Source organism: Undibacterium sp. CCC3.4 (assembly GCF_034347425.1).
Classification (GTDB): domain Bacteria; phylum Pseudomonadota; class Gammaproteobacteria; order Burkholderiales; family Burkholderiaceae_D; genus Undibacterium.
In genome coordinates this window covers 1,630,624-1,649,804 of sequence record NZ_CP133779.1, presented here as the reverse complement: position 1 = coordinate 1,649,804, position 19,181 = coordinate 1,630,624, and the positions used below count along the sequence as shown (strand labels likewise).

At 56.0% G+C, this 19,181-nt stretch carries 22 protein-coding genes; 16 read left to right on the top strand and 6 right to left on the bottom strand.

Annotated elements, in window-relative coordinates; all coding sequences use genetic code 11:
* Positions 1-79: 79 nt before the first annotated feature.
* Positions 80-637, top strand: a complete 558-nt coding sequence (locus tag RHM61_RS07510) for a glutathione peroxidase (protein WP_322250507.1) — start codon at positions 80-82, stop codon at positions 635-637.
* Here RHM61_RS07510 and RHM61_RS07505 read toward each other — a convergent pair whose 3' ends face one another.
* The gene (locus RHM61_RS07505) at positions 638-1,282 is read right to left on the bottom strand and encodes a helix-turn-helix domain-containing protein (protein WP_322250506.1); all 645 of its coding nucleotides are present in this window, start codon (positions 1,280-1,282) and stop codon (positions 638-640) included.
* A 165-nt stretch (positions 1,283-1,447) separates the two neighbouring features.
* On the opposite strand from RHM61_RS07505, the gene RHM61_RS07500 reads away from it, so the two are divergent.
* Genes RHM61_RS07500 through RHM61_RS07470 form a run of 7 tightly spaced genes read left to right on the top strand, consistent with a single transcriptional unit; the run spans position 1,448 to position 7,093 of the window.
* Complete coding sequence (locus tag RHM61_RS07500; protein WP_322250505.1) at positions 1,448-2,734, top strand: NAD(P)/FAD-dependent oxidoreductase; 1,287 nt, start codon at positions 1,448-1,450, stop codon at positions 2,732-2,734.
* Position 2,735: 1 nt separating this feature from the next.
* On the top strand, positions 2,736-3,515 hold the full coding sequence (locus tag RHM61_RS07495) for a DUF1365 domain-containing protein (RefSeq protein ID WP_322250504.1): 780 nt from the start codon (positions 2,736-2,738) through the stop codon (positions 3,513-3,515).
* Entirely contained in the window at positions 3,512-4,750 is a 1,239-nt protein-coding gene (locus RHM61_RS07490) for a cyclopropane-fatty-acyl-phospholipid synthase family protein (RefSeq protein WP_322250503.1), read from the top strand. Before RHM61_RS07495 ends, RHM61_RS07490 begins: the two co-directional genes overlap by 4 nt.
* Before the next feature lie 17 nt (positions 4,751-4,767).
* Positions 4,768-5,340 (top strand): chalcone isomerase family protein, encoded by a 573-nt coding sequence (locus tag RHM61_RS07485; RefSeq protein WP_322250502.1) that lies wholly within the window; start codon positions 4,768-4,770, stop codon positions 5,338-5,340.
* Complete coding sequence (locus tag RHM61_RS07480) at positions 5,337-5,882, top strand: DUF3833 domain-containing protein (RefSeq protein ID WP_322250501.1); 546 nt, start codon at positions 5,337-5,339, stop codon at positions 5,880-5,882. Before RHM61_RS07485 ends, RHM61_RS07480 begins: the two co-directional genes overlap by 4 nt.
* On the top strand, positions 5,879-6,646 hold the full coding sequence (locus RHM61_RS07475; protein ID WP_322250500.1) for an SDR family NAD(P)-dependent oxidoreductase: 768 nt from the start codon (positions 5,879-5,881) through the stop codon (positions 6,644-6,646). Before RHM61_RS07480 ends, RHM61_RS07475 begins: the two co-directional genes overlap by 4 nt.
* Complete coding sequence (locus tag RHM61_RS07470) at positions 6,647-7,093, top strand: nuclear transport factor 2 family protein (protein ID WP_322250499.1); 447 nt, start codon at positions 6,647-6,649, stop codon at positions 7,091-7,093. It begins immediately after the preceding gene.
* Here the strand turns inward: RHM61_RS07470 and RHM61_RS07465 are convergent.
* Together RHM61_RS07465 and RHM61_RS07460 are read right to left on the bottom strand one after the other, a co-directional pair.
* Positions 7,090-7,515, bottom strand: coding sequence for a nuclear transport factor 2 family protein (locus RHM61_RS07465; protein WP_322250498.1), 426 nt, complete (start codon positions 7,513-7,515; stop codon positions 7,090-7,092). The genes RHM61_RS07470 and RHM61_RS07465 overlap by 4 nt on opposite strands.
* Positions 7,516-7,534: 19 nt before the next feature.
* Complete coding sequence (locus RHM61_RS07460; RefSeq protein WP_322250497.1) at positions 7,535-9,550, bottom strand: NADPH-dependent 2,4-dienoyl-CoA reductase; 2,016 nt, start codon at positions 9,548-9,550, stop codon at positions 7,535-7,537.
* 150 nt (positions 9,551-9,700) lie between these two features.
* Between RHM61_RS07460 and RHM61_RS07455 the strand changes: the two genes are divergently transcribed.
* Positions 9,701-10,264 (top strand): PadR family transcriptional regulator, encoded by a 564-nt coding sequence (locus tag RHM61_RS07455; protein ID WP_322250496.1) that lies wholly within the window; start codon positions 9,701-9,703, stop codon positions 10,262-10,264.
* Here the strand turns inward: RHM61_RS07455 and RHM61_RS07450 are convergent.
* Positions 10,236-11,267, bottom strand: a complete 1,032-nt coding sequence (locus RHM61_RS07450; protein WP_322250495.1) for a YeiH family protein — start codon at positions 11,265-11,267, stop codon at positions 10,236-10,238. The two genes, RHM61_RS07455 and RHM61_RS07450, sit on opposite strands and share 29 nt — an antisense overlap.
* A 107-nt stretch (positions 11,268-11,374) precedes the next feature.
* On the opposite strand from RHM61_RS07450, the gene RHM61_RS07445 reads away from it, so the two are divergent.
* Positions 11,375-12,271 carry a LysR family transcriptional regulator gene (locus tag RHM61_RS07445; RefSeq protein WP_322250494.1) on the top strand — a complete coding sequence of 299 codons (897 nt, stop codon included), beginning with the start codon at positions 11,375-11,377 and terminating at the stop codon, positions 12,269-12,271.
* A 20-nt stretch (positions 12,272-12,291) separates the two neighbouring features.
* Here RHM61_RS07445 and RHM61_RS07440 read toward each other — a convergent pair whose 3' ends face one another.
* Positions 12,292-13,047 carry a PhaM family polyhydroxyalkanoate granule multifunctional regulatory protein gene (locus RHM61_RS07440; RefSeq protein ID WP_322250493.1) on the bottom strand — a complete coding sequence of 252 codons (756 nt, stop codon included), beginning with the start codon at positions 13,045-13,047 and terminating at the stop codon, positions 12,292-12,294.
* Positions 13,048-13,090: 43 nt separating this feature from the next.
* On the bottom strand, positions 13,091-14,374 hold the full coding sequence (locus RHM61_RS07435; RefSeq protein ID WP_416200218.1) for a branched-chain amino acid ABC transporter substrate-binding protein: 1,284 nt from the start codon (positions 14,372-14,374) through the stop codon (positions 13,091-13,093).
* On the opposite strand from RHM61_RS07435, the gene RHM61_RS07430 reads away from it, so the two are divergent.
* The 6 genes from RHM61_RS07430 to RHM61_RS07405 all read left to right on the top strand — a co-directional run bounded on the left by RHM61_RS07430 (position 14,369) and on the right by RHM61_RS07405 (position 19,175).
* Entirely contained in the window at positions 14,369-15,460 is a 1,092-nt protein-coding gene (locus RHM61_RS07430) for a DUF3108 domain-containing protein (RefSeq protein WP_322250492.1), read from the top strand. The two genes, RHM61_RS07435 and RHM61_RS07430, sit on opposite strands and share 6 nt — an antisense overlap.
* Positions 15,450-16,175, top strand: a complete 726-nt coding sequence (locus RHM61_RS07425) for a DUF3108 domain-containing protein (RefSeq protein ID WP_322250491.1) — start codon at positions 15,450-15,452, stop codon at positions 16,173-16,175. Before RHM61_RS07430 ends, RHM61_RS07425 begins: the two co-directional genes overlap by 11 nt.
* 138 nt (positions 16,176-16,313) lie before the next feature.
* Complete coding sequence (gene acpS, locus RHM61_RS07420) at positions 16,314-16,766, top strand: holo-ACP synthase (RefSeq protein ID WP_322250490.1); 453 nt, start codon at positions 16,314-16,316, stop codon at positions 16,764-16,766.
* Between the two features lie 45 nt (positions 16,767-16,811).
* On the top strand, positions 16,812-17,051 hold the full coding sequence (locus tag RHM61_RS07415; protein ID WP_416200217.1) for an acyl carrier protein: 240 nt from the start codon (positions 16,812-16,814) through the stop codon (positions 17,049-17,051).
* 1 nt (position 17,052) lies between these two features.
* On the top strand, positions 17,053-18,231 hold the full coding sequence (locus RHM61_RS07410) for an acyl-CoA dehydrogenase family protein (protein WP_322250489.1): 1,179 nt from the start codon (positions 17,053-17,055) through the stop codon (positions 18,229-18,231).
* 32 nt (positions 18,232-18,263) lie between these two features.
* Positions 18,264-19,175, top strand: a complete 912-nt coding sequence (locus RHM61_RS07405) for an amino acid--[acyl-carrier-protein] ligase (RefSeq protein WP_322250488.1) — start codon at positions 18,264-18,266, stop codon at positions 19,173-19,175.
* Positions 19,176-19,181: the final 6 nt, after the last annotated feature.

Below are 19,181 nucleotides of genomic sequence, written 5' to 3'. Positions count from 1 at the left end.
CGCTAAGCGTTTGCCAGACGCAGCGAGCAAACTTTGGCCGACTGCGCTAACATGGCATCTCACCTGCCAGGAGCCTTTCATGTCATCTCTCTCTCGTTCGATTATTGCTTTAGCGCTATTATCCGGCGTGTCTAGTGCCGCACTGGCCGAAGCCAGTTGCCCAGCTATTTTGCAGCACACCTTCAAGCGCTTGCAAGACGATGCGCCCCAAAATTTGTGCCAGTATCAAGGCAAAGTGGCTTTAGTGGTCAATACCGCCAGTTACTGCGGTTTCACCGGCCAATATGAGGGCTTGGAAAAAATGTCGGCCAAATATGCCGCCAAAGGTTTGGTCGTGCTGGGCTTTCCCTCGAATGATTTCGGCAAACAAGAACCAGGCAGCAGCAAGGAAATCGCCGATTTCTGCTTCAATACCTATGGCGTGAAATTCCCGATGTTTGCGAAATCCTCGGTACGCGGCGATGCCGTCAACCCGCTGCATGCAGAATTGATCAAGGCAACCGGAACCACGCCGAAATGGAATTTTTACAAGTATCTGATCGACCGCAAGGGTCATGTGGTGGCGGCTTATTCCAGCGTGACGACGCCGGATGATAAGAAATTCGTGGCCGATGTCGAAAAGGCCTTGGCCGAGTAATCAAGCGGCCGACAGAATCGCCGCGTCGCTGGCGCGCGCTTCTGTTGAGAGAAAACCGCCTATGGTGGCGTGCACCATGGCTTCGACAATTTGTTCGTGGGTGTAGCGTTTGTCACGCAACAGAAATTCCATGGTCGGATCACAGGCGCGCGAGTACAGCGTGTAGACCAGCACATCGTCCGGCACCAGCGGAGTCAGCGCACCCTGCGCGCGGGCCGCTGCCACCAAGGCATAAAAACGCTTGTTCACGCGCAGCGCCACCAGAACATAGTCGAGATTGAGCATGAGGCTGCGTTGCAGTGCCAAGCTGGTCGAGGGCAAATGCGGTACCCCGCCCTGCAAACGCAAACGCAAAGACCAGGCCAGAATATGCCGGATCTGCGCGATCGCCGGCAGACTCGCCGGCAGGCTGTCGAGTTCGCTCAGCGTCGCTTTGAGCAGACGTGTCAGTGCCGCAGCGGCCAATTTTTCTTTCGAAGAAAAATGTTTGTACAAACTGCCTTTGGCGATGCCGACCGCATCGGCCACTTCATCCATGGTCATCAAATCATAGCCTTTTTCTGATAACAGTCGATTGACTGCATCAATGATGGCCTCTTCGCGCGCATCAAACTGCTGCTTTTTGAATGGTATTTTTATCTGCATGGTAATTTTTCCTGCACAAAATAGAACTTTGTAGTATATTTTGTGACTGATGAGTCATAAAATGGAATGAGTGGTCATATTTTAGCAGACCGCCACGAAATCCGTTTCCTTTATTCAGCTGAAATGATCTTGAACGACAGAGAACTCACCTTGCGAGCTCCCATAATGAAAATTGCAGTAATCGGTTCCGGTATTGCCGGCCTCTCCAGCGCTTACGAATTATCGAAAGCCGGACACCAGGTGAGCCTGTTTGAAGCCAATGACTACTTTGGCGGTCATACCCATACGGTCGAGGTAGCACTCGATGGCCAACGCCATGGTGTCGATACCGGGTTTCTGGTATTCAATCACCATACTTACCCGCATTTGGTGCGCCTGTTTGAGGAATTGCAGGTTCCCACCGCGGCAACCGAGATGTCGTTTTCAGTCAAACTACCCTATGGGAGCAGCCAGCTCGAATGGGCCGGTGCCAGCTTGGCAACGGTGTTCGCACAAAAGCGCAATCTGCTGCGGCCCGGTTTTTGGCGCATGCTGCGCGATATTTTGCGCTTCAATAAGCAAGTCAGTGCCTTGGCAGGGCGACAGCGGCAGCAAGAATTCCAAACTTCTTTGGGTGAATTTCTCGATGCCGGTGGCTACAGCGCCGAGTTCCGCAGTTGGTATCTGCTGCCGATGGCGGCGTGTATTTGGTCTTGTCCGACCGCGACCATGTTGAGTTTTCCTATCGCTTCCTTTGCCAATTTCTGTGCCAATCATGGTCTGCTGCAAATCAGCGACCGGCCACAATGGCATACCGTCGCTGGCGGGGCGAAGCAATATGTGGAAAAAATGCTGCCGCACATACAGCATACCTATCTGGAATGCCCGGTCAAAGCAGTGTATACCAACAGCCGGAAAAAAGTTGTGCTGCATTCGGCACGCGGCTTGGAAGAATTTGACCACGCCATCATGGCCAGCCACAGCGACCAAAGCCTGGCTATGTTGAGCGACGCCAGCGCCTTGGAACGCGAGATTTTGAGCGCGCTCAAGTATCAGCATAACCGCGCGGTATTGCATACCGATGCGCGCTGCCTGCCAGCCAACAAGCAGGCCTGGTCGGCGTGGAATTACCAAAGCGAAAGCGGGGCAGAAGCGCGCGTGTGTGTGCATTACCTCATCAATGCTTTGCAACCGGTACCATTTTCCACGCCGCTGATACTGAGCTTGAATCCGCTTGATGAACCGGACGCGGCGACGGTCATCAGCAGCTTCGACTACGCCCATCCGGTGTTTGATGCGGGGGCCATTACGGCACAACAAAGGCTCAAGCAAATTCAAGGGCAACGGCAAATTTGGTTTGCCGGTGCCTGGACCGGTTATGGCTTCCATGAAGATGGTTTGAAGTCGGGCTTGCGCGCGGCTGAACTGATCCTTGCCGCTGCGGCCACTGCGCACGCGCAACGGGCGGCCTGAGATGTTCACGTCGCCGCGTCCACTGCTGTGTTTGGGTGAAGTGATGCATTTTCGCTTGCGCCCGCGCGCGCATCGCTTTCGCTATCGCGTGTTTTTCATGCGCCTGCCTTTGGTGGCGCTGAGCGCAGATCAACGCAGTGGCAGTCGTTTTTTTTCCTTCAATCGCTTCAACTTACTGGCGTTTCATGAGCGCGACCATGGCGATGGCCAGCAAGCGGCGCTGCCGTGGATACGCGGCTTGTTGCAGCAACATGGCATCCACGATGTCGATGGCGAAATTTGGTTGCAATGTTTTCCGCGTGTGCTTGGCTATGTATTCAATCCGGTTGCCTTCTGGTTTTGTCAGCGTGCTGATGGCAGCTTGCGTGCCGTGGTATGCGAAGTACGCAATACCTTCGGCGAGAAGCATTTGTATTTGCTTGAGCATGGAAAAACTTTAGCCAATGGCGAAGAATTACAGGCGCAGAAAATCTTTCATGTATCACCATTTTGCGATGTCAGCGGTCATTACCGTTTCCGTTTTTTGAGCACGCCAGGCGATGGCGTTTCGCACCTCGCTCGCATCGATTACGATGATGGTGCCGGTCCGCTGTTGCTGACCGCTTTGTCGGGCAAAGAAAGCATGCTCGATGATCGTACCGTACTCAAAGTATTGTGGCGCTACCCACTGATGACCATAGGGGTAATGGTGCGCATCCATGTTCAAGCCCTGCGCCTGTGGCTCAAGCGCGTACCATTTTTTTCGAAACCTGTTCCACCTGCCAAAGACTTAAGCCGATGAACACACAAACCCTCACTCCCGCCCGCCATAGCGCCGCCGCTCTCGATACCCGGCACTTCCCGACCGAAGCACGCTTCATGCTCACGCTGCTCGCCAAGTTAAAGCATGGTGTGTTGCACGTGGTTTTTCCAGATGGCCAACGGGCCGATTTTGGCAGCAACACAGAAGGACTCGGCCACATCTCGCTGAATTTACAAAACTGGCAGTTGTGCCGCGCCACCTTGAAATCGGGCGATATTGGTTTCGCCGAAAGCTATATTGCCGGGCACTGGAGCAGCAACCATTTAGCTGGGCTGATCGAACTCGTCAGTCGCAACCGCGCTGAACTCGAAGCGCTGATTTACGGTACCTGGTGGGGTAATCTGCTGTACCGTGTAAAGCATTTCCTCAACCGCAATTCCCGCAGCGGCAGCAAGAAAAATATCCACGCCCACTACGACATCGGCAATGATTTCTATCGCCTTTGGCTCGACCCTTCGATGACGTATTCGAGTGCCTTGTTCGCCGGTGACCAAGTCGCTGATCTGCATGAAGGGCAGTTGATGAAGTACCGCCGAATTTTGCAGCAATTGGCATTACCGCCGCAAGCACAGGTACTCGAAATCGGTTGCGGCTGGGGTGGTTTCGCTGAAATGGCAGTGCGCGCCGGTGCCGCCCATGTGACCGGTCTCACGCTCTCAGAGGAACAATTACATTTCGCGCGCGCGCGCTTGGAAACGGCTGGTTTGCATGAACAAAGCGCTTTGCATATCCAGGATTATCGCGATACCCATGGCAGTTACGATGCCATCGCTTCGATAGAAATGTTTGAAGCGGTCGGCGAACAATACTGGCCTGGGTATTTCGAATGCCTGCAAAGAAATTTAAAAAGCGGCGGCCGTGCGTGCATACAAAGTATCGTGATTGCCGATGAATTATTCGAGCGCTATCGCGTCGGTACCGATTTCATACAGCAATATATTTTCCCGGGCGGGATGCTGCCATCGATAGAAAAATTTCATGCTTTAGCGGCGCAGTATGGCTTTGTGGTGCAAGATACCTTTACTTTCGGCCTCGACTACGCCCGCACGCTGGCCGAGTGGCGGCAGACTTTCATGCAGCGTGGGGTCGAGGTCCGAGCCCAAGGTTTCGATGATAATTTCGTCCGCACCTGGGAATTTTATCTGGCCTATTGTGAAGCTGGTTTCCGTACCGGCGACATCAATGTGGCGCAATTCACTTTGCAAAAAAAATGACCAGCGCGCGCGCCGGCATGCAACGGTCTCTTGTCTACGCTGGCATCGCGCTGCTGTTCTGGCTCGGTGCCGGCAGCGTCGCTGCGCAAACGCTACCGCCACACATACAGGCGGAGTTGCCGTATGCGACGCTGCGTGGCAGTGGTAGTTTTCGCTGGTTTGGCTTACTCATTTATGAGGCCACACTGTACGACAAGGCCGACAAGCGCGACACCAACGCTAGCAACGAAAATGGGCTGGCACTCGATCTCCACTATGCCCGCGCACTCGACGGAAAGAAAATCGCTGCGGCCAGCATAGAACAAATCGAACGACTCGGGCGTGGCAGTGCAACGCAACGTCAGCGCTGGCTGGAGCAAATGCGCGCCTTGTTTCCCGATGTAGAAAGCGGCACGCATTTGACCGGCATTTTCGTTCCTGGCACGGCAGCGCGTTTTTACCGCGACGGCACATGGTTGGGCGAAATCCGCGATGCGGCCTTCGCCGACGCTTTTTTTGCCATCTGGCTAGCGCCAAACACTTCCGCACCAGCCCTGCGGACGCAATTGCTCACCTCTAAACCGACTGTCACAACAAGCCAAAGGCCATGATGAAACTCTCTCTGTTGAAAAAAATTCCTGCGGCTTTAGGTCTGGCCGTATTGCTCAGTTCTTGCGCCTCCAGTTACGAGCCTGGGCGCTATGTAAAAGAAACGCCGAAGCTGACGCTAAGCACGTATTTCAACGGTCGCCTGCAAGCCTGGGGGATGTTTCAAGACCGTTCTGGCCATGTCGTCAAGCGCTTTACCGTGATCATGCAATGCGCGTGGAAAGACGGTGTGGGTACCCTGCATGAAGATTTCACCTATGCCGACGGCAGCAAACAGACACGCATCTGGACACTGAAAGAAACCGCACCCGGCCGGTATACCGGTAGCGCTGCCGATGTCATCGGCACTGCAGAAGGCATTGTTTCGGGCAACACCTTGCATTGGAATTATGTCTTGGCACTCGATGTAGACGGCACCACTTACCATGTCGATTTCGACGATATCATGGTGCTCATGGATGACAAGACCATGCTCAATCGCGCCATCATGCGTAAATACGGCGTCGAACTGGGCAGCGTGACTTTATCATTTTCCAAGCCATGAATCCGCCGATCCGCGATTGGCATGGCAAGCGTATCTGGGTGATCGGTGCATCCAGCGGCATCGGTGCGGCCACCGCGCAGCTCTTGCTTTCCAAGGGTGCCACGGTGGCACTGTCGGCCCGCAGTCAAGCCGGCTTGGAGCAGGCGGCACACGGCTATGCAGCAGCGCGCCTGGCAGCCGTGGATATGACCGACCATGTTGCGCTGCAAGCGGTTCATGCAGAATTACAAGCAGCCTGGGGCGGCATCGATCTGGTGTTGATCGTCGCCGGCTCGTATGATGAAATGCGCGCCGACCAATTCGATTTGGCCGCGGCTAACCGCTTGTTTGATATCAATGTGCGCGGCGTCTATCAATGTCTGGATGTTTTATTGCCCGATTTTCTGGCGCAAGGCTATGGCGGCATCGGCATCGTCGCCTCGATAGCCGGCTTGAGCGGTTTACCGAAAGCTTTGGCCTATGGACCGAGCAAGGCGGCCTTGATCAATTTGTGCGAGTCGCTGTATCTTGATTTGCGACCGAAAAATCATGCGGTGTATTTGATTAATCCCGGTTTTGTGCAAACTGCACTGACGGCAAAAAATGATTTCGCCATGCCGGCTTTGATGAGTTCCGATGCCGCCGCGATTGAGCTGGTGCGCGGGATCGAGCGCGGCGAATTCCATATCCATTTTCCAAAACGCTTTACCAATTGGCTGCGACTGGCGCGTTTGCTGCCGTATCGGCTTTACTTTTCTCTGGTTCACAAAATGACAGGCTTATAAATGCACAATCTGGATTTCACTCACCAGGATGATCTGGCACGTCTGATCAATTTTTTCGAAACCTTAAGCCCGGCCACTTACGTCGATCTGTCGAGCATCTATACGGCCGATGCGTATTTCAAAGACCCCTTCAATGAAGTCGTGGGTTTGGATAAAATCACACATATTTTTCAACACATGTTTGTGCAAGTGGAGAACCCGCGCTTTCTGGTAACTTCCAGTATTTTGCAAGAAGACAAGGCGTTTTTGTGTTGGGAGTTTTACTTTCACATGCCGCGCTTCGCGCGTGAACAGCAGTGCATACGCGGTGCCACGCAAGTCCGCTTTACCGCCAACGGCCGCATCTGTATGCACCGAGATTATTGGGATGCCGCCGAAGAATTGTACGAAAAGCTGCCGCTGCTCGGTAGCTTGATGCGTTTTCTGAAGCGCTTTGCCAATCGTTAACGCGCTGTATAGGCTGGCAGATAGGCGGCCAAGCGTGTACTCATTGCTTGTCCCAGCGCCTGCAGGCCACTCAGAGGGCGCACCATGACTTCAAAGTCGGTGATCTTTCCAGCTACGTCGAAACGAATCAAGTCTATACCCTTGATTTGCTTTTGACCGACTCTGGCAGAAAATTCCAAGGCGACCTGGCAGCCGTCGGGATCGATAAATTCGCGTTCGTAATGGAAGTCTTCAAACACTTGGCACACCGTGCTTAAGATCAGCACGACCGCAGCCGCGCTGGTGTAGGGCTGGTGCGCCATCGGCGAACGGAACACCGCGTCGGGGTGGACGATCTCGGCCAAGGCCGAGAGGTCGTTCTGACTGATCATGTCGTGCCAGCGTTGCAGTGACACAGAAACTTGCGGGTGGAGTGAGGACATGATCAGCTTTCTTCAGTGATCAAATTACTGCGGCCAATCGAGTACCCTGATCGATGGCGCGTTTGGCATCGAGTTCGCTGGCGACATCGGCACCACCGATCAGGTGCACGCTCTTGCCGACCGCTGCCAAGGCCGCTTGCAAATCGCGGCGCGGTTCCTGACCGGCGCACAAAATCACATGGTCGACCGGTATGGTTTTTTGCTGACCATCTATCGTCAGATGCAAACCGGCATCGTCGATTTTTTGGTAGCTGACGCCGGCCAGCATGTGCACACCGCGGTTTTTCAATCCGGTGCGGTGGATCCAGCCGGTGGTTTTACCGAGGCCGTCGCCGACTTTGGCACTCTTACGCTGCAACAGATAAATCTGCCGCGCCGGGGCTTCCACCACGGCGGCGCATATACCACCGGCATGCGCATAGTTAGTATCGACACCCCACTCGGCGAAAAATTTAGCCGGATCAAGACTAGGGCTGGTGCCGCTGTGACTCAGGTATTCGGCCACATCAAAGCCGATGCCACCGGCACCGATGATGGCGACGGTTTTTCCGACCACGGCTTTATCGCGCAAGACATCGAGATAACTGAGCACTTTCGGGTGATCGATGCCGTCGATATCAGGACGGCGCGGGGTGATGCCGGTCGCCAGCACGATTTCGTCGAAGTCTTGCAGATCCGCCGCGCTCACCATGGTATTGAGGCGCAGCGTGATGTTCGACAGACTGATTTGCTTGGCAAAGTAGCGCAGGGTTTCGTAAAACTCTTCCTTGCCGGGAATTTGTTTGGCGATGTTGAACTGACCACCGATTTCGCTGCCAGCATCAAACAAGCTCACGCTATGGCCGCGCTTGGCGGCGGTGGTGGCGAAAGCCAGGCCGGCCGGTCCGGCACCAACGACGGCAATGCGTTTGATTGAGCCCAGCGGTGCATCGATGAGTTCGGTTTCATGACAAGCGCGCGGATTGACCAGGCAAGAGGTGACTTTGCCGCCGAAAGTATGGTCCAAGCAAGCCTGATTACAGCCTATGCAGGTATTGATTTCATCGGCGCGGCCTTGTTCGGCCTTGCGCATGAACAGCGGGTCTGCCAACAGCGGCCGCGCCATCGATACCATGTCGCAGAAATTATCGGCCAACAGTTGTTCGGCGATTTCCGGGGTATTGATACGATTGGTCGCGACCAGCGGAATGCTGACATGCTGCTTGAGTTTTTGCGTAACCCAGGCGAAGGCGGCGCGCGGTACCTTGGTAGCGATGGTTGGAATGCGCGCTTCGTGCCAACCTATGCCGGTATTGATAATGGTGGCACCGGCCGCTTCGATGGCTTGTGCCAAGCTGATCACTTCGTCGAGCGTCGAGCCGCCTTCGACTAAATCGATCATCGACAGACGATAGATGATAATGAAGTTGGGGCCGACTTGGGCGCGAATGCGACGCACGATTTCGACTGGAAAGCGGATACGGTTTTGATACTCGCCACCCCATTCGTCGTCGCGTTGATTGGTGCGCTGGGCAATGAATTCATTGATCAGATAACCTTCCGAACCCATCACTTCCACGCCATCGTAACCGGCCGACTGTGCCAAACCGGCGCAGCGCACGAAATCAGCGATGGTTTCGGCGACTTCTGCGGTCGTCAAGGCATGCGGGGTGAACGGGTTGATCGGGGCCTTAAGCGCGCTCGGTGCGACTAAACTCGGTTGATATGAATAACGGCCAAAATGCAGGATTTGCATGGCGATTTTTCCACCTTCGCGGTGCACTGCTGCGGTAACGATTTTGTGGTGTTCGGCTTCGGCTGCGGTAGTCAGCATGGCACCACCCTGCATAGGTCGGGCTCTCTCGTTCGGGGCAATGCCGCCGGTAACGATCAGGGCTACGCCACCGCGCGCACGCTCGGCATAGAAGGCGGCCATGCGTTCAAAGCCGTTATCGACTTCTTCCAAACCGACGTGCATGGAGCCCATCAACAAGCGGTTCGGTAAGGTGGTGAAGCCGAGGTCGAGTGGCTTGGTCAGATGCGGATAGAAAGACATAAGGCATTCCTTAACAGGGCAATGAGGGTAACGGGGTTTATGCAACCAATTGCATAAGAGAATAACGAAATCATTTTAGTTATGCAACCACGGGTGCATATAAAATGTGGTAATTCTCCCCGAATCATTCTTCTAAATTAGTCTGCACCTATGTCTTTACCCCACGCTCTGCTCACTTCGCTGGTCGAAAAACCATGTTCTGGTTACGACTTGGCGCGCCGTTTCGATAAATCGATAGGATATTTCTGGCACGCAACACACCAGCAAATTTATCGTGAACTGGCACGCATGGAAGAACAAAACTGGGTGCAGTCGGAGGAAGTGGCAGGCGGCCGTGCTGGCAAACGGCGCTTCGAGGTGCTAGCGGCGGGCCGCGCTGAATTGCAGCGCTGGGTATTGGAAAGCAGTGCACCGATGCGGCTGCGCGATGATTTAATGGTACGACTGCGTGCCGATGCGGCGCTGGGCAGTGCGAGTTTGCTAGCAGAATTCGAACGCCGTCTGCAATTGCATGAACAGGAATTGGCCAACTACCGCCACATTGAGGCACGCGATTTCAGCGCGCCTTGTCTGTCGCGGGAAACGCGCCTGCATTACCTCATACTCAAGGCCGGCATCGCATTTGAAGAAGGTCGCATCGCTTGGACCAAGGAAGCCTTGCAGGTCTTGTGTGCGCCGCCGTCACTCATAGCAGGCGATCGACGAGCTGATTGATCAAGCCACCACCGAGCATCAGATAGGCAAACAATATAGCCGCCAACAACAAGGGTTTCAAACCGGCTTGGCGCAGCGCCGTCAGTCGCGTGGCCAAGCCGAGGGCGGCCGTGGCCATGGCTAATAAGAGATTGTCGAGCTGGAGCGCAGTGGCGCTCCAAACGGGCGGCAGTTGTGTGAGCGAGTTGAGCGTGGCCACGCCGATAAATAGCAAGGCAAACCAAGGAATCGTCATGGTCCCGGCGGTAGCTGAGGCCGTGGCTTGAATGTGCCGACGGCTGGTCCAGAGTGAGAGGATCAGCAGAAACGGTGCCAGCAGCATCACGCGCAGCATTTTGGTGATCACCGCCGCGTCAGCCGCAGCCCCATCCATCTGCAAACCAGCAGCCACCACTTGGCCGACATCATGCATGGTCGAGCCGGTAAATATACCGAAACTGTGGGCGTCGGCAAACCACAGCCAATGCTGATTGATTTCGAACAGCAGCGGGTAGAGCAGCATGGCGCAGGTGCCGAAGATGACCACGGTGGAAACTGCCACGGCGACCTTGGCAGCATCGGCCTTGAGCACAGATTCCGTGGCGAGGATGGCGGAGGAACCGCAGATCGCGCTGCCGGCACCGATCAGCATGGCAGTGTGGGCATCGAGTCGCAAGACCCGCGTGCCTAACCAGTAAGCCAACAAGAAGGTGGAACTGAGTACCAAGAGATTGATCAGCAAACCCTGCCAGCCAACTGCCGAGATTTGCTGAAATGTGATGCGCAAGCCATACAAAACTATTCCCCACTGCAACAGATTTTTTTTACTGAAACCTATGCCACCGGCCAGGCGCTCAGACCACGCCGGGGACAACAAGTTACCGGCGAGTAAGCCGAACAGCAAAGCCAGTGTCAGTGCCGATACCGGCGCGTGTCCGCCATGGCTGATCGTCATTGCCAGTGCAGCAATGAGGGCGCTGAACAGGAGGCCAGGCAGAATAGTTCGTTTATTTGAAAAAGACATATGCTTATCCGAAAAACGTGTAAGCAGCCAGTCTAGTCAGCTTGCTTTAACAGGTAAAACGGTTTATCTTCATTATCGTTATCGATTTTATCAATATAGGAATCAGCATGCGCATCAGCTTGCGCCAACTCGAAGTCTTCGTTGCCAGCGCCCGTGCCGGCAGCGGCAGTGCGGCGGCCTTGCAGTTGGCGATGTCGCAATCGGCGGCCAGCAGCGCGCTGGCCGAACTGGAAAGCCAACTTGGCGAACCCTTGTTCAACCGCGTCGGTAAGCGCCTGCAGTTGAATGAGAATGGCCGCTATCTGCTGCCGAAGGCCGAGGCTTTGTTAGATGGTGCCAGCGATATCGAGCACAGTTTTCGCACTGGCATACCGGTGCGGCTGCGGCTCGCCGCCAGCATGACCATAGGCAACGATGTGCTGCCCGGACTGGCGGCCGCTTTCTTGCGCGCCGAACCGCATAGCCGCCTGGAGATCGCCATCGCCAATTCGCACGATGCGGTGGCAGCGGTACTCGGGTTTCGCGCCGATTTCGGCCTGATCGAAGCGCCCTGCCACGACAGCCGCGTGATCGCCGAGCCGTGGTTGGCCGATCAGATGCTGGTATTTTGTCGCGCCGACCATGCGCTGGCGAATCAAGAAGCAAGGCCGGAAGACTTGCGCGCGGCCGCCTGGATCTTGCGCGAACCGGGTTCGGGTTCGCGTGAAATCACCGAAACGGCGTTGGCACCGCATCTTGGCAATCTCAACAGCGTACTCGAACTCGGCAGCGCCGAAGCCATCATCGCGGCCGTCGCCACCGGCTTGGGTATCGCCTGCCTGTCACGGCGCACCCTGAAAGAACGCTTGGCGCGCGACGAGCTGGCCGAAATTCGGCTGCCATGGGCGCAGTTGAACCGACGTTTTTACTTAATCTACCATCAAGAAAAAATTCTCTCCGGCGGATTACAGCGCTTTCTTGCGCTGTGCCGCCGACAACTGGCGGAAGAAAATGCAGTCGGCTGAGCGGCCAGCACTGCGCTTAGTTATGTGCGCTTGGCTGCGGCTTTCGGTGTGGCTTTTGGAGTCGGTTTCGCTTTCGGACTGACTTTGGCAGCGCTCTGCGGCGCTGTTTTACTGCTTGGCTTGGCGGCGCTGGCACGGCGTGGCTTGGTCTGTGGTGCCATCGGTGCCGACGGTGCGGCGGCGGCACTATCGGGCTTGCTGTGTGTGCTGGCGCTGCCGCTTGCGCTACTAGCATCAGAAACGAGCGCCTGAGTCAGGGCTTGCTTGAATTGGTCTTGCAACAAACCCCACCATGCGGTGGGCGTGGCCAGCGCCGGCGTGGTGACAGTTGGCGCGTGCGCTTCGACTGGTGCAGTTGGTGCAGCGGCCGGATAGTGTTCGGTATCGGCTTGTTCGTCGGGATGTGGCGCCGGGCTTGCTACCGGGGTCGACATGGGCCAAGCGGCCGCGGCACTTGGGCCAGGAGTACTTGAGGCTGGAGCGCTGGCCTTTTGCACATGCTGGGCGAAACTTTCACCGAGGGACTGCAGCGTCGATAGCGTGGCGCGCTGTACTTCGAGTGCTTGTATGGTGCCGCGCAACATGTTCATGTTCACGGTGAGCCAAGATTCGACAGTTTTCAAGTCTTGAATTTTTTTATCGAGCTCATCGACCGACATCGGCGGTGCCACCATGCCGGGGATGGGCATATTGCCCCAGAGTTTTTTCACAAAGCCGAGCGGATCGCTCATCGAATTCATGGCTGACGGATCGATACCGGAAAAGGGGTTGTTCATCAAACTCTCCTGTTGGTGACGCAAACTGCGAGCGTAGGCAAATTTATTTTCTGCCATCCATCTTGCATGAGCTCGGCAAGGCCGTCAATGCGGGGGCGAAGTAACGTGCGGTTTTAAATCCATAATGGCTGCCTTCATTGTCAAAACGCACGCCGGCGTCGCCTTGTCTGCCCATCACGGTAACATATAGTGCCGGCAGTAACTGATGATCGGCGGCACGCATGCTGGCCGTATAAAAGCCATTGTCAAAGCTTGCCCCGGCCAGCGCGGCGGCAACGGCAGCGGCCTCGCTGCTGCCGGCTCGCTCTATCGCTGCCGCCAACATGGCGATCATCACATGCATGCGCAGATGTAAATAATCGTCTTGGGCGGCCGGATAAGACTGCCGAAAGCTTTGGTAATAGGCATCGCTGGCACGGCCCCCTGCATTCGGATGCCATTCTGCCACCGCATACACGCGCCCTACCCCAGCGCTACCGATGGCGGCCGGGGCACCGAGTGCATTGGCGTAAAAAGTATAAAATTTGAGGTCCATGCCAGCCTCTTTGACCGCTTTGATCAGTAAGGTCAGATCATTGCCCCAATTACCGGTAATCACACTGTCAGCGCCCGAAGCTTTGATTTTTGCCGCATACGGGGCAAAATCTTTGATCTTGCCGAGCGCATGCAGCTCGTCGCCGACGATGGCGATATCGGGGCGTTTTTGCGCGAGCATGGCACGGGCCGACTGGTTGACTTGGCGTCCGAAGCTGTAATCCTGTCCGATCAAATAGACTTTTTTGGCGCGCGCATCCTCTTTAATCACTTCGGTCAGCACATGCATGCGCATATCGGCATGGGCATCGAAACGAAAATGCCAGACACTGCATTGTTCATTCGTCAGCGCCGGATCAACCGCCGCATAATTCAGAAACAACAGCCGCTGTGTCGGCATGCGCTGATTATGCTTGTTCACGGCCGATAACAAGGCCTGCGCCACGGCCGAGCTATTGCCTTGCACGATGAAGGAAAAACCCTGGTCACTCGCATGTTTGAATGCGATCAGCGATTCTTCTATGCCTTGTTTGTTATCAAACACCGTCAAGCGCAGCGCATGGCGACCGTCGGGCAGACCTACCCCACCGCGCGCATTGATCTGATCTAGCGCAAACTGCAAATTATGCTCGACGGCCAGGCCGGCGTTCGCGAAAGGCCCACTGACGCCTTCGATCATGGCGATGCGTATCGGTGCTAAGCTGCCCGTGTCGGCCAAGGCCGGCGTATTGACGAGCATGGCCATCATCAGCGATAGTGCGCACACGGTACGTAAAAAGAACAGTTCATGCATTTTTCTTCCTCCAAAACAGCATTTTACGCGCGCTTGCCGCGCCGGCCACTGCTGTTTCTCACTCTGGTGCTGTGTTTACATGGCCTGATATGGCTAGTCTTCGAACACGCCCGCTTTGTGCCGCCGCCGCTGCAACTGCCAAGCGCGCTGCAAACCGTATTTTTGCAAGCGCCAGCGCCGCCGCCGCCGGTACGGCCAACACCAGCGCAGCGCCCAGCGCCAGCAGCGCTGCCACACCAGCCGCCGCCGCTCACGCCCAGTCAGGCCGATGCCATCAGCACAAGCGATAGCGCGCCGCTGCAGACGGATGCCACGGCGGCAGCGCCCAGCCGCGTCGCCGCGCCGACGCCAACAGCACCAGCACCGCCAGCAGAGCCGCTGGTGCCTGCGCCAGCGCCGCTGCCGCTGCACTTGCCGCCCTCCGGTAGCATGCGCATGAAAGTCGTGCGGCAGACGCAGCGCAATCCGGTCTATGGCATCGCTGACTTTGTGTGGCAACGTAACGAGCACGCCTACCGTATGCAGATCGATGCCTCGCTCGATCTGCTGCTGACGAGCTTGCGCCTGTACCGCTTACAGAGCGAGGGACGCATCGATAGCCAAGGAATACAGCCGCAGACCATGCGCGAAACTCGCCGCGGCCATGACGAAACCAGTACGCGCTTCGATTATGCACAGGGGCGTATCAATTTTTCTGCTCAAGCCGCGAGCGTCGCCTTACTCAGCGGTGCGCAAGATCGCGCTTCCATCTTCATGCAACTGGCCGGTATGGCGGCGGCGGCAGAATTTCATACCGGTCAACAGATTGAAGTCCAAGTGGCCGAAGAGAGTGCGGCGCACCGCTTTCTATTCCAAGTCGGTACGCTGGAAACCATCGCAACCGGGGTCGGCAGTATTACGGCCTGGCATTTGCTGCGCCCGGCGCGCGCCGGTGCCTATAATTCCAGTTTGGAAATTTGGTTAGCACCCGATTATCACTGGTATCCTGTTCAAATACGTAATACTGAACCAGATGGTGCGGTCACCACTCAAACCATGAGCAGCATTACTTTTACCAACGATTTGGAAGCCGACCATGCGCCTTGATTTTCTTATTCCAGCCCTACTGCTGGCACTGAGCAGCACACCGACTGCCGCCGCCATCACGCCGTTTCAGTTGCCACCGGCCGGTGAACTGCTGTACACCATCAAGGCCAAGCAAAGCGGTATCGCCTTGAGTGGTACGGCCAGCGTCAAGTGGCAACTGACAGAAAAAAAATATGCCATCCTGACCGAGACCCGTGCCATGCTGTTCGGTAAAATTCTCAATGCCGACAGCGTCGGCAGCATCGATGCCCATGGCCTTGCGCCCGATAGTTTTACCGAGAAACGCTTCGGTAAAGACGCTACCGTAACCAGTTTTGAGCGTAGCAAGAAATTATTACGTTTCAGTACCTCAGCGCAGACTTACCCACTCAATGGCGGCGAACAAGACCGCACCAGCGCAGTTTGGCAGTTGGTAGCATTGGCGCGCGCGGCCGGTGCCGCGGTCAAGCCGGGCAGTGAATGGTCGATGTTTGTGGCCGGCCGCCGCGACGCCGAACCATGGACCTTCAAGGTACTGGCAGCCGAACCGCTGCACACAGCACTCGGTGAATTCACTACCCTGCATATCAGTAAAGCACCGCCGCCCGATTCGAAAGATCAAACCCTCGATATTTGGCTGGCTCCGGACTTGGAATGGTATCCGGTACGGGTGAAATTCAGCGATGCCGAAGGAGAATATGTTGATCAATTGCTAGAAAGCGTAAAAAAATTCTGATGTCGATACGATAAATTTCCAAGCGGAAATTTTTTAACAATGTTTTTATAAATACACGCAATAATCTGCATTTTCCCCTGCTGAAACAGTTGGCATTCGGCTATTCTTAAGACTTCGCACTCTTTACTGCAGACAGTCATGCATGGCCCATCCTCTTTCTCGAATTTCACTGTGCGTGCGCGCCGACCGGCGCGCAGCGCGGCCACGCGACTCGGCACCGACCTGGTTTGGATACCGGAAATCGAGCAATCGATGGCCCGCTTCGGACTCCGCTATTTGCAACGCTTGTTCACTGCACGCGAACTGCACGACTGTCTGACGGCAGACGGCAGCCATCGCAGCGCCAGTCTGGCCGCCCGCTTCGCCGCGAAAGAAGCCACCATGAAAGCGCTCGCCGTGGCGGCGAACTATGCGCTGCCGTGGCATGCGATTGCCGTACATAAGAAAAATAATGGCAGCCCTGTCCTGTGTCTGACTGGCGCGGCGCGCAGCTTGGCGCAGCAGATGCAGTTGCATGAGGCGCAAGTCAGCCTCAGCCATGAACACGAGTATGCCAGTGCCACCGTCCTGCTCCATTGCCGCCGCAGATAAGCCCTTATCTATTTTTGTGATTAATAAAAAACCGAAAGTCTTCGTATGATCAAACAACAAATTCGTCAAGTGCTCGCTGAACACGGAAAATTCGCCGTCGCCGCTGACCAGCTCGATGACGCAGCCGACTTGTATCAAGCCGGTATGACCTCGCATGCCAGCGTCAATGTCATGCTAGCCTTGGAAGATGCCTTCAATGTCGAATTCCCGGACCGTATGCTCAAGCGCAGCGTGTTCGAGAGTATCAATGCCATCGCCGCAGCGCTGCAAGAATTGACCGCCTGAGATGGCCGCCACCTCTGCCCTGTTGCTGGCCGCGCACCGCGTCGCCAAAGAAGTTGCCGCGCCAGATGCCGACGCGGTTGACCACGATGCGCGTTTTCCGTTGGCAGCCGTGATGGCCTTGAAACAGGAACAACTGCTGAGCGCCTATATACCGACCGAATACGGTGGTGCCGGTGCCAGCTTGGCGGAATTGGTAGAAATCTGCGATGCACTGGCACGCCATTGCGCCGCCACGGCGATGATTTTTGCAATGCATCAGATTCAAGTGATCACCTTGGTAGAGCACGCGCTCGATCAAGAATGGTATCGCGATTATCTGAAGCAATTGGTACGGCATCAATATCTGATCGCTTCGGTGACGTCTGAGATCGGGGTTGGCGGCGAAATGCGGCACAGTCTGTGTGCGCTGGAATCTGACGATGCGCACGAGGGTGAGTACTTTAAACTGAGCAAACACGCCAGCACGGTTTCTTACGGTGCCCAGGCCGATGCCTTGCTGGTCACGGCACGCCGCAACCCGCAAGCGGCCGGCAATGATCAGGTCCTGGTGCTGCTGCAGAAAACCGATTACACGCTCACCGCCACCGGTGTGTGGGACACCATGGGCATGCGCGGCACCTGCAGCCCGCCATTTGATTTGGCAGCCCACGGCCACGCGGCACAAATCATCGACACCGACTTCGCCAGCATGGCGGCGCAAACCGTGGTCCCGGTCTCGCATCTGTTGTGGGGCGGTTGTTGGACCGGCTGCGCCGCGGCGGCCGTCAACAAGGCGCGCGCCTTTGTACGACAGCAGGCGCGCCGGGCACCGGGTACGGTGCCGCCAACTGCGCTGCGCTTGGCCGAACTGGTCAGCATGCAGCAAAGTTTACGCAGTGCCGTGGCCGCCTGTCTGCACGAATATCAGCTCTTGAGCCAGGCCGAGCAAACGGCCGACGGGGTGCTGTCGTCGCTATCGTACTCAGTCAAAATAAATAATCTTAAAATCGCCGCCAGCGAAGCCTTGCCGCAGTTGGTCATGAAAGCGCTGCAAATTTGCGGCATCCAAGCCTACCGTAATGACCAGCCGTATTCGATGAGCCGCCATCTGCGCGACAGCTTGTCGGCGGCGCTGATGGTCGGTAACGACCGTATGCTTGCGACCAATGCCAATCTGTTGTTAGTACTTAAAGACGACTAAGTACCGCCCTCTCACTCTGGGAATATTCCGCCATGTCCATCGATTTCTCTCCTGAACTGCTGAACGACGATTTGATCCGCGCCGGTCATATCATTCCGGTCGGCGTACCCGGTATTTTCGGGCGCGGGCCGGTATTTGAACAAGTCTTGCGCGGCTTTGATGAGTTTGTTTCGCAGCGCGCGGCGGCTGATCAGGCCACCCGCTTGTCATTCCCTCCCTGCCTGGATCGTAAAGTACTCGAGCGCAGTGAATATCTCGATTCGTTTCCACAATTGGCCGGGACGATTTTCAGTTTCAGCGGCAATGCGGCACAACATCAGGAATTGATGGAAAACGTGCATGAGGGACGTCCGTGGACCCATTTGCAAACCATGACTGCGGTGTGTTTGACGCCGGCGGCCTGCTATCCGGTGTATCCTAGTTTCAGCGGCACCCTGCCGGCCGGTGGCAAGCTGGTCGATATGCAGAACTGGGTGTTTCGCAATGAACCTTCAGATGAACCGACGCGCATGCAATCGTTTCGCGTGCGTGAGTTCGTCCGCGTCGGCGCGCCTGATTTGGTACTGGCGTGGCGTGACCTGTGGTTGCAACGCGGCTTGACGATGTTGCAGGAACTCGGTTTACCAGCTCACTCGGAAGTCGCATCGGATCCGTTTTTCGGCCGTGGTGGACGCATGTTAGCGGCCAATCAGCGCGAACAAGAATTGAAATTCGAGGTGGTAGTGCCGGTCATTTCCGCCGCACGACCAACCGCGCTATGCTCGTTCAATTATCACCAAGACCATTTCGGTAAGATCTTCGACATCCACACTGACGATGGTGCCGTAGCCCATACTGCCTGCCTCGGTTTCGGCCTCGAACGCATCGTCATGGCTTTGTTCCGCACCCATGGCATGGTGCCGGCAGAGTGGCCGGCTGAGTGCCGCACGCGCTTGGGTTTATGATGAGCG

Excerpts from the sequence above, each read along its gene's own strand:
- RHM61_RS07510 (WP_322250507.1), top strand. The coding sequence starts at position 80 with ATGTCATCTCTCTCTCGTTCGATTATTGCTTTAGCGCTATTATCCGGC.
- RHM61_RS07505 (WP_322250506.1), bottom strand. The coding sequence starts at position 1,282 with ATGCAGATAAAAATACCATTCAAAAAGCAGCAGTTTGATGCGCGCGAA.
- RHM61_RS07500 (WP_322250505.1), top strand. The coding sequence starts at position 1,448 with ATGAAAATTGCAGTAATCGGTTCCGGTATTGCCGGCCTCTCCAGCGCT.
- RHM61_RS07495 (WP_322250504.1), top strand. The coding sequence starts at position 2,736 with ATGTTCACGTCGCCGCGTCCACTGCTGTGTTTGGGTGAAGTGATGCAT.
- RHM61_RS07490 (WP_322250503.1), top strand. The coding sequence starts at position 3,512 with ATGAACACACAAACCCTCACTCCCGCCCGCCATAGCGCCGCCGCTCTC.
- RHM61_RS07485 (WP_322250502.1), top strand. The coding sequence starts at position 4,768 with ATGCAACGGTCTCTTGTCTACGCTGGCATCGCGCTGCTGTTCTGGCTC.
- RHM61_RS07480 (WP_322250501.1), top strand. The coding sequence starts at position 5,337 with ATGATGAAACTCTCTCTGTTGAAAAAAATTCCTGCGGCTTTAGGTCTG.
- RHM61_RS07475 (WP_322250500.1), top strand. The coding sequence starts at position 5,879 with ATGAATCCGCCGATCCGCGATTGGCATGGCAAGCGTATCTGGGTGATC.
- RHM61_RS07470 (WP_322250499.1), top strand. The coding sequence starts at position 6,647 with ATGCACAATCTGGATTTCACTCACCAGGATGATCTGGCACGTCTGATC.
- RHM61_RS07465 (WP_322250498.1), bottom strand. The coding sequence starts at position 7,515 with ATGTCCTCACTCCACCCGCAAGTTTCTGTGTCACTGCAACGCTGGCAC.
- RHM61_RS07460 (WP_322250497.1), bottom strand. The coding sequence starts at position 9,550 with ATGTCTTTCTATCCGCATCTGACCAAGCCACTCGACCTCGGCTTCACC.
- RHM61_RS07455 (WP_322250496.1), top strand. The coding sequence starts at position 9,701 with ATGTCTTTACCCCACGCTCTGCTCACTTCGCTGGTCGAAAAACCATGT.
- RHM61_RS07450 (WP_322250495.1), bottom strand. The coding sequence starts at position 11,267 with ATGTCTTTTTCAAATAAACGAACTATTCTGCCTGGCCTCCTGTTCAGC.
- RHM61_RS07445 (WP_322250494.1), top strand. The coding sequence starts at position 11,375 with ATGCGCATCAGCTTGCGCCAACTCGAAGTCTTCGTTGCCAGCGCCCGT.
- RHM61_RS07440 (WP_322250493.1), bottom strand. The coding sequence starts at position 13,047 with ATGAACAACCCCTTTTCCGGTATCGATCCGTCAGCCATGAATTCGATG.
- RHM61_RS07430 (WP_322250492.1), top strand. The coding sequence starts at position 14,369 with ATGCATTTTTCTTCCTCCAAAACAGCATTTTACGCGCGCTTGCCGCGC.
- RHM61_RS07435 (WP_416200218.1), bottom strand. The coding sequence starts at position 14,374 with ATGCATGAACTGTTCTTTTTACGTACCGTGTGCGCACTATCGCTGATG.
- RHM61_RS07425 (WP_322250491.1), top strand. The coding sequence starts at position 15,450 with ATGCGCCTTGATTTTCTTATTCCAGCCCTACTGCTGGCACTGAGCAGC.
- acpS (WP_322250490.1), top strand. The coding sequence starts at position 16,314 with ATGCATGGCCCATCCTCTTTCTCGAATTTCACTGTGCGTGCGCGCCGA.
- RHM61_RS07415 (WP_416200217.1), top strand. The coding sequence starts at position 16,812 with ATGATCAAACAACAAATTCGTCAAGTGCTCGCTGAACACGGAAAATTC.
- RHM61_RS07410 (WP_322250489.1), top strand. The coding sequence starts at position 17,053 with ATGGCCGCCACCTCTGCCCTGTTGCTGGCCGCGCACCGCGTCGCCAAA.
- RHM61_RS07405 (WP_322250488.1), top strand. The coding sequence starts at position 18,264 with ATGTCCATCGATTTCTCTCCTGAACTGCTGAACGACGATTTGATCCGC.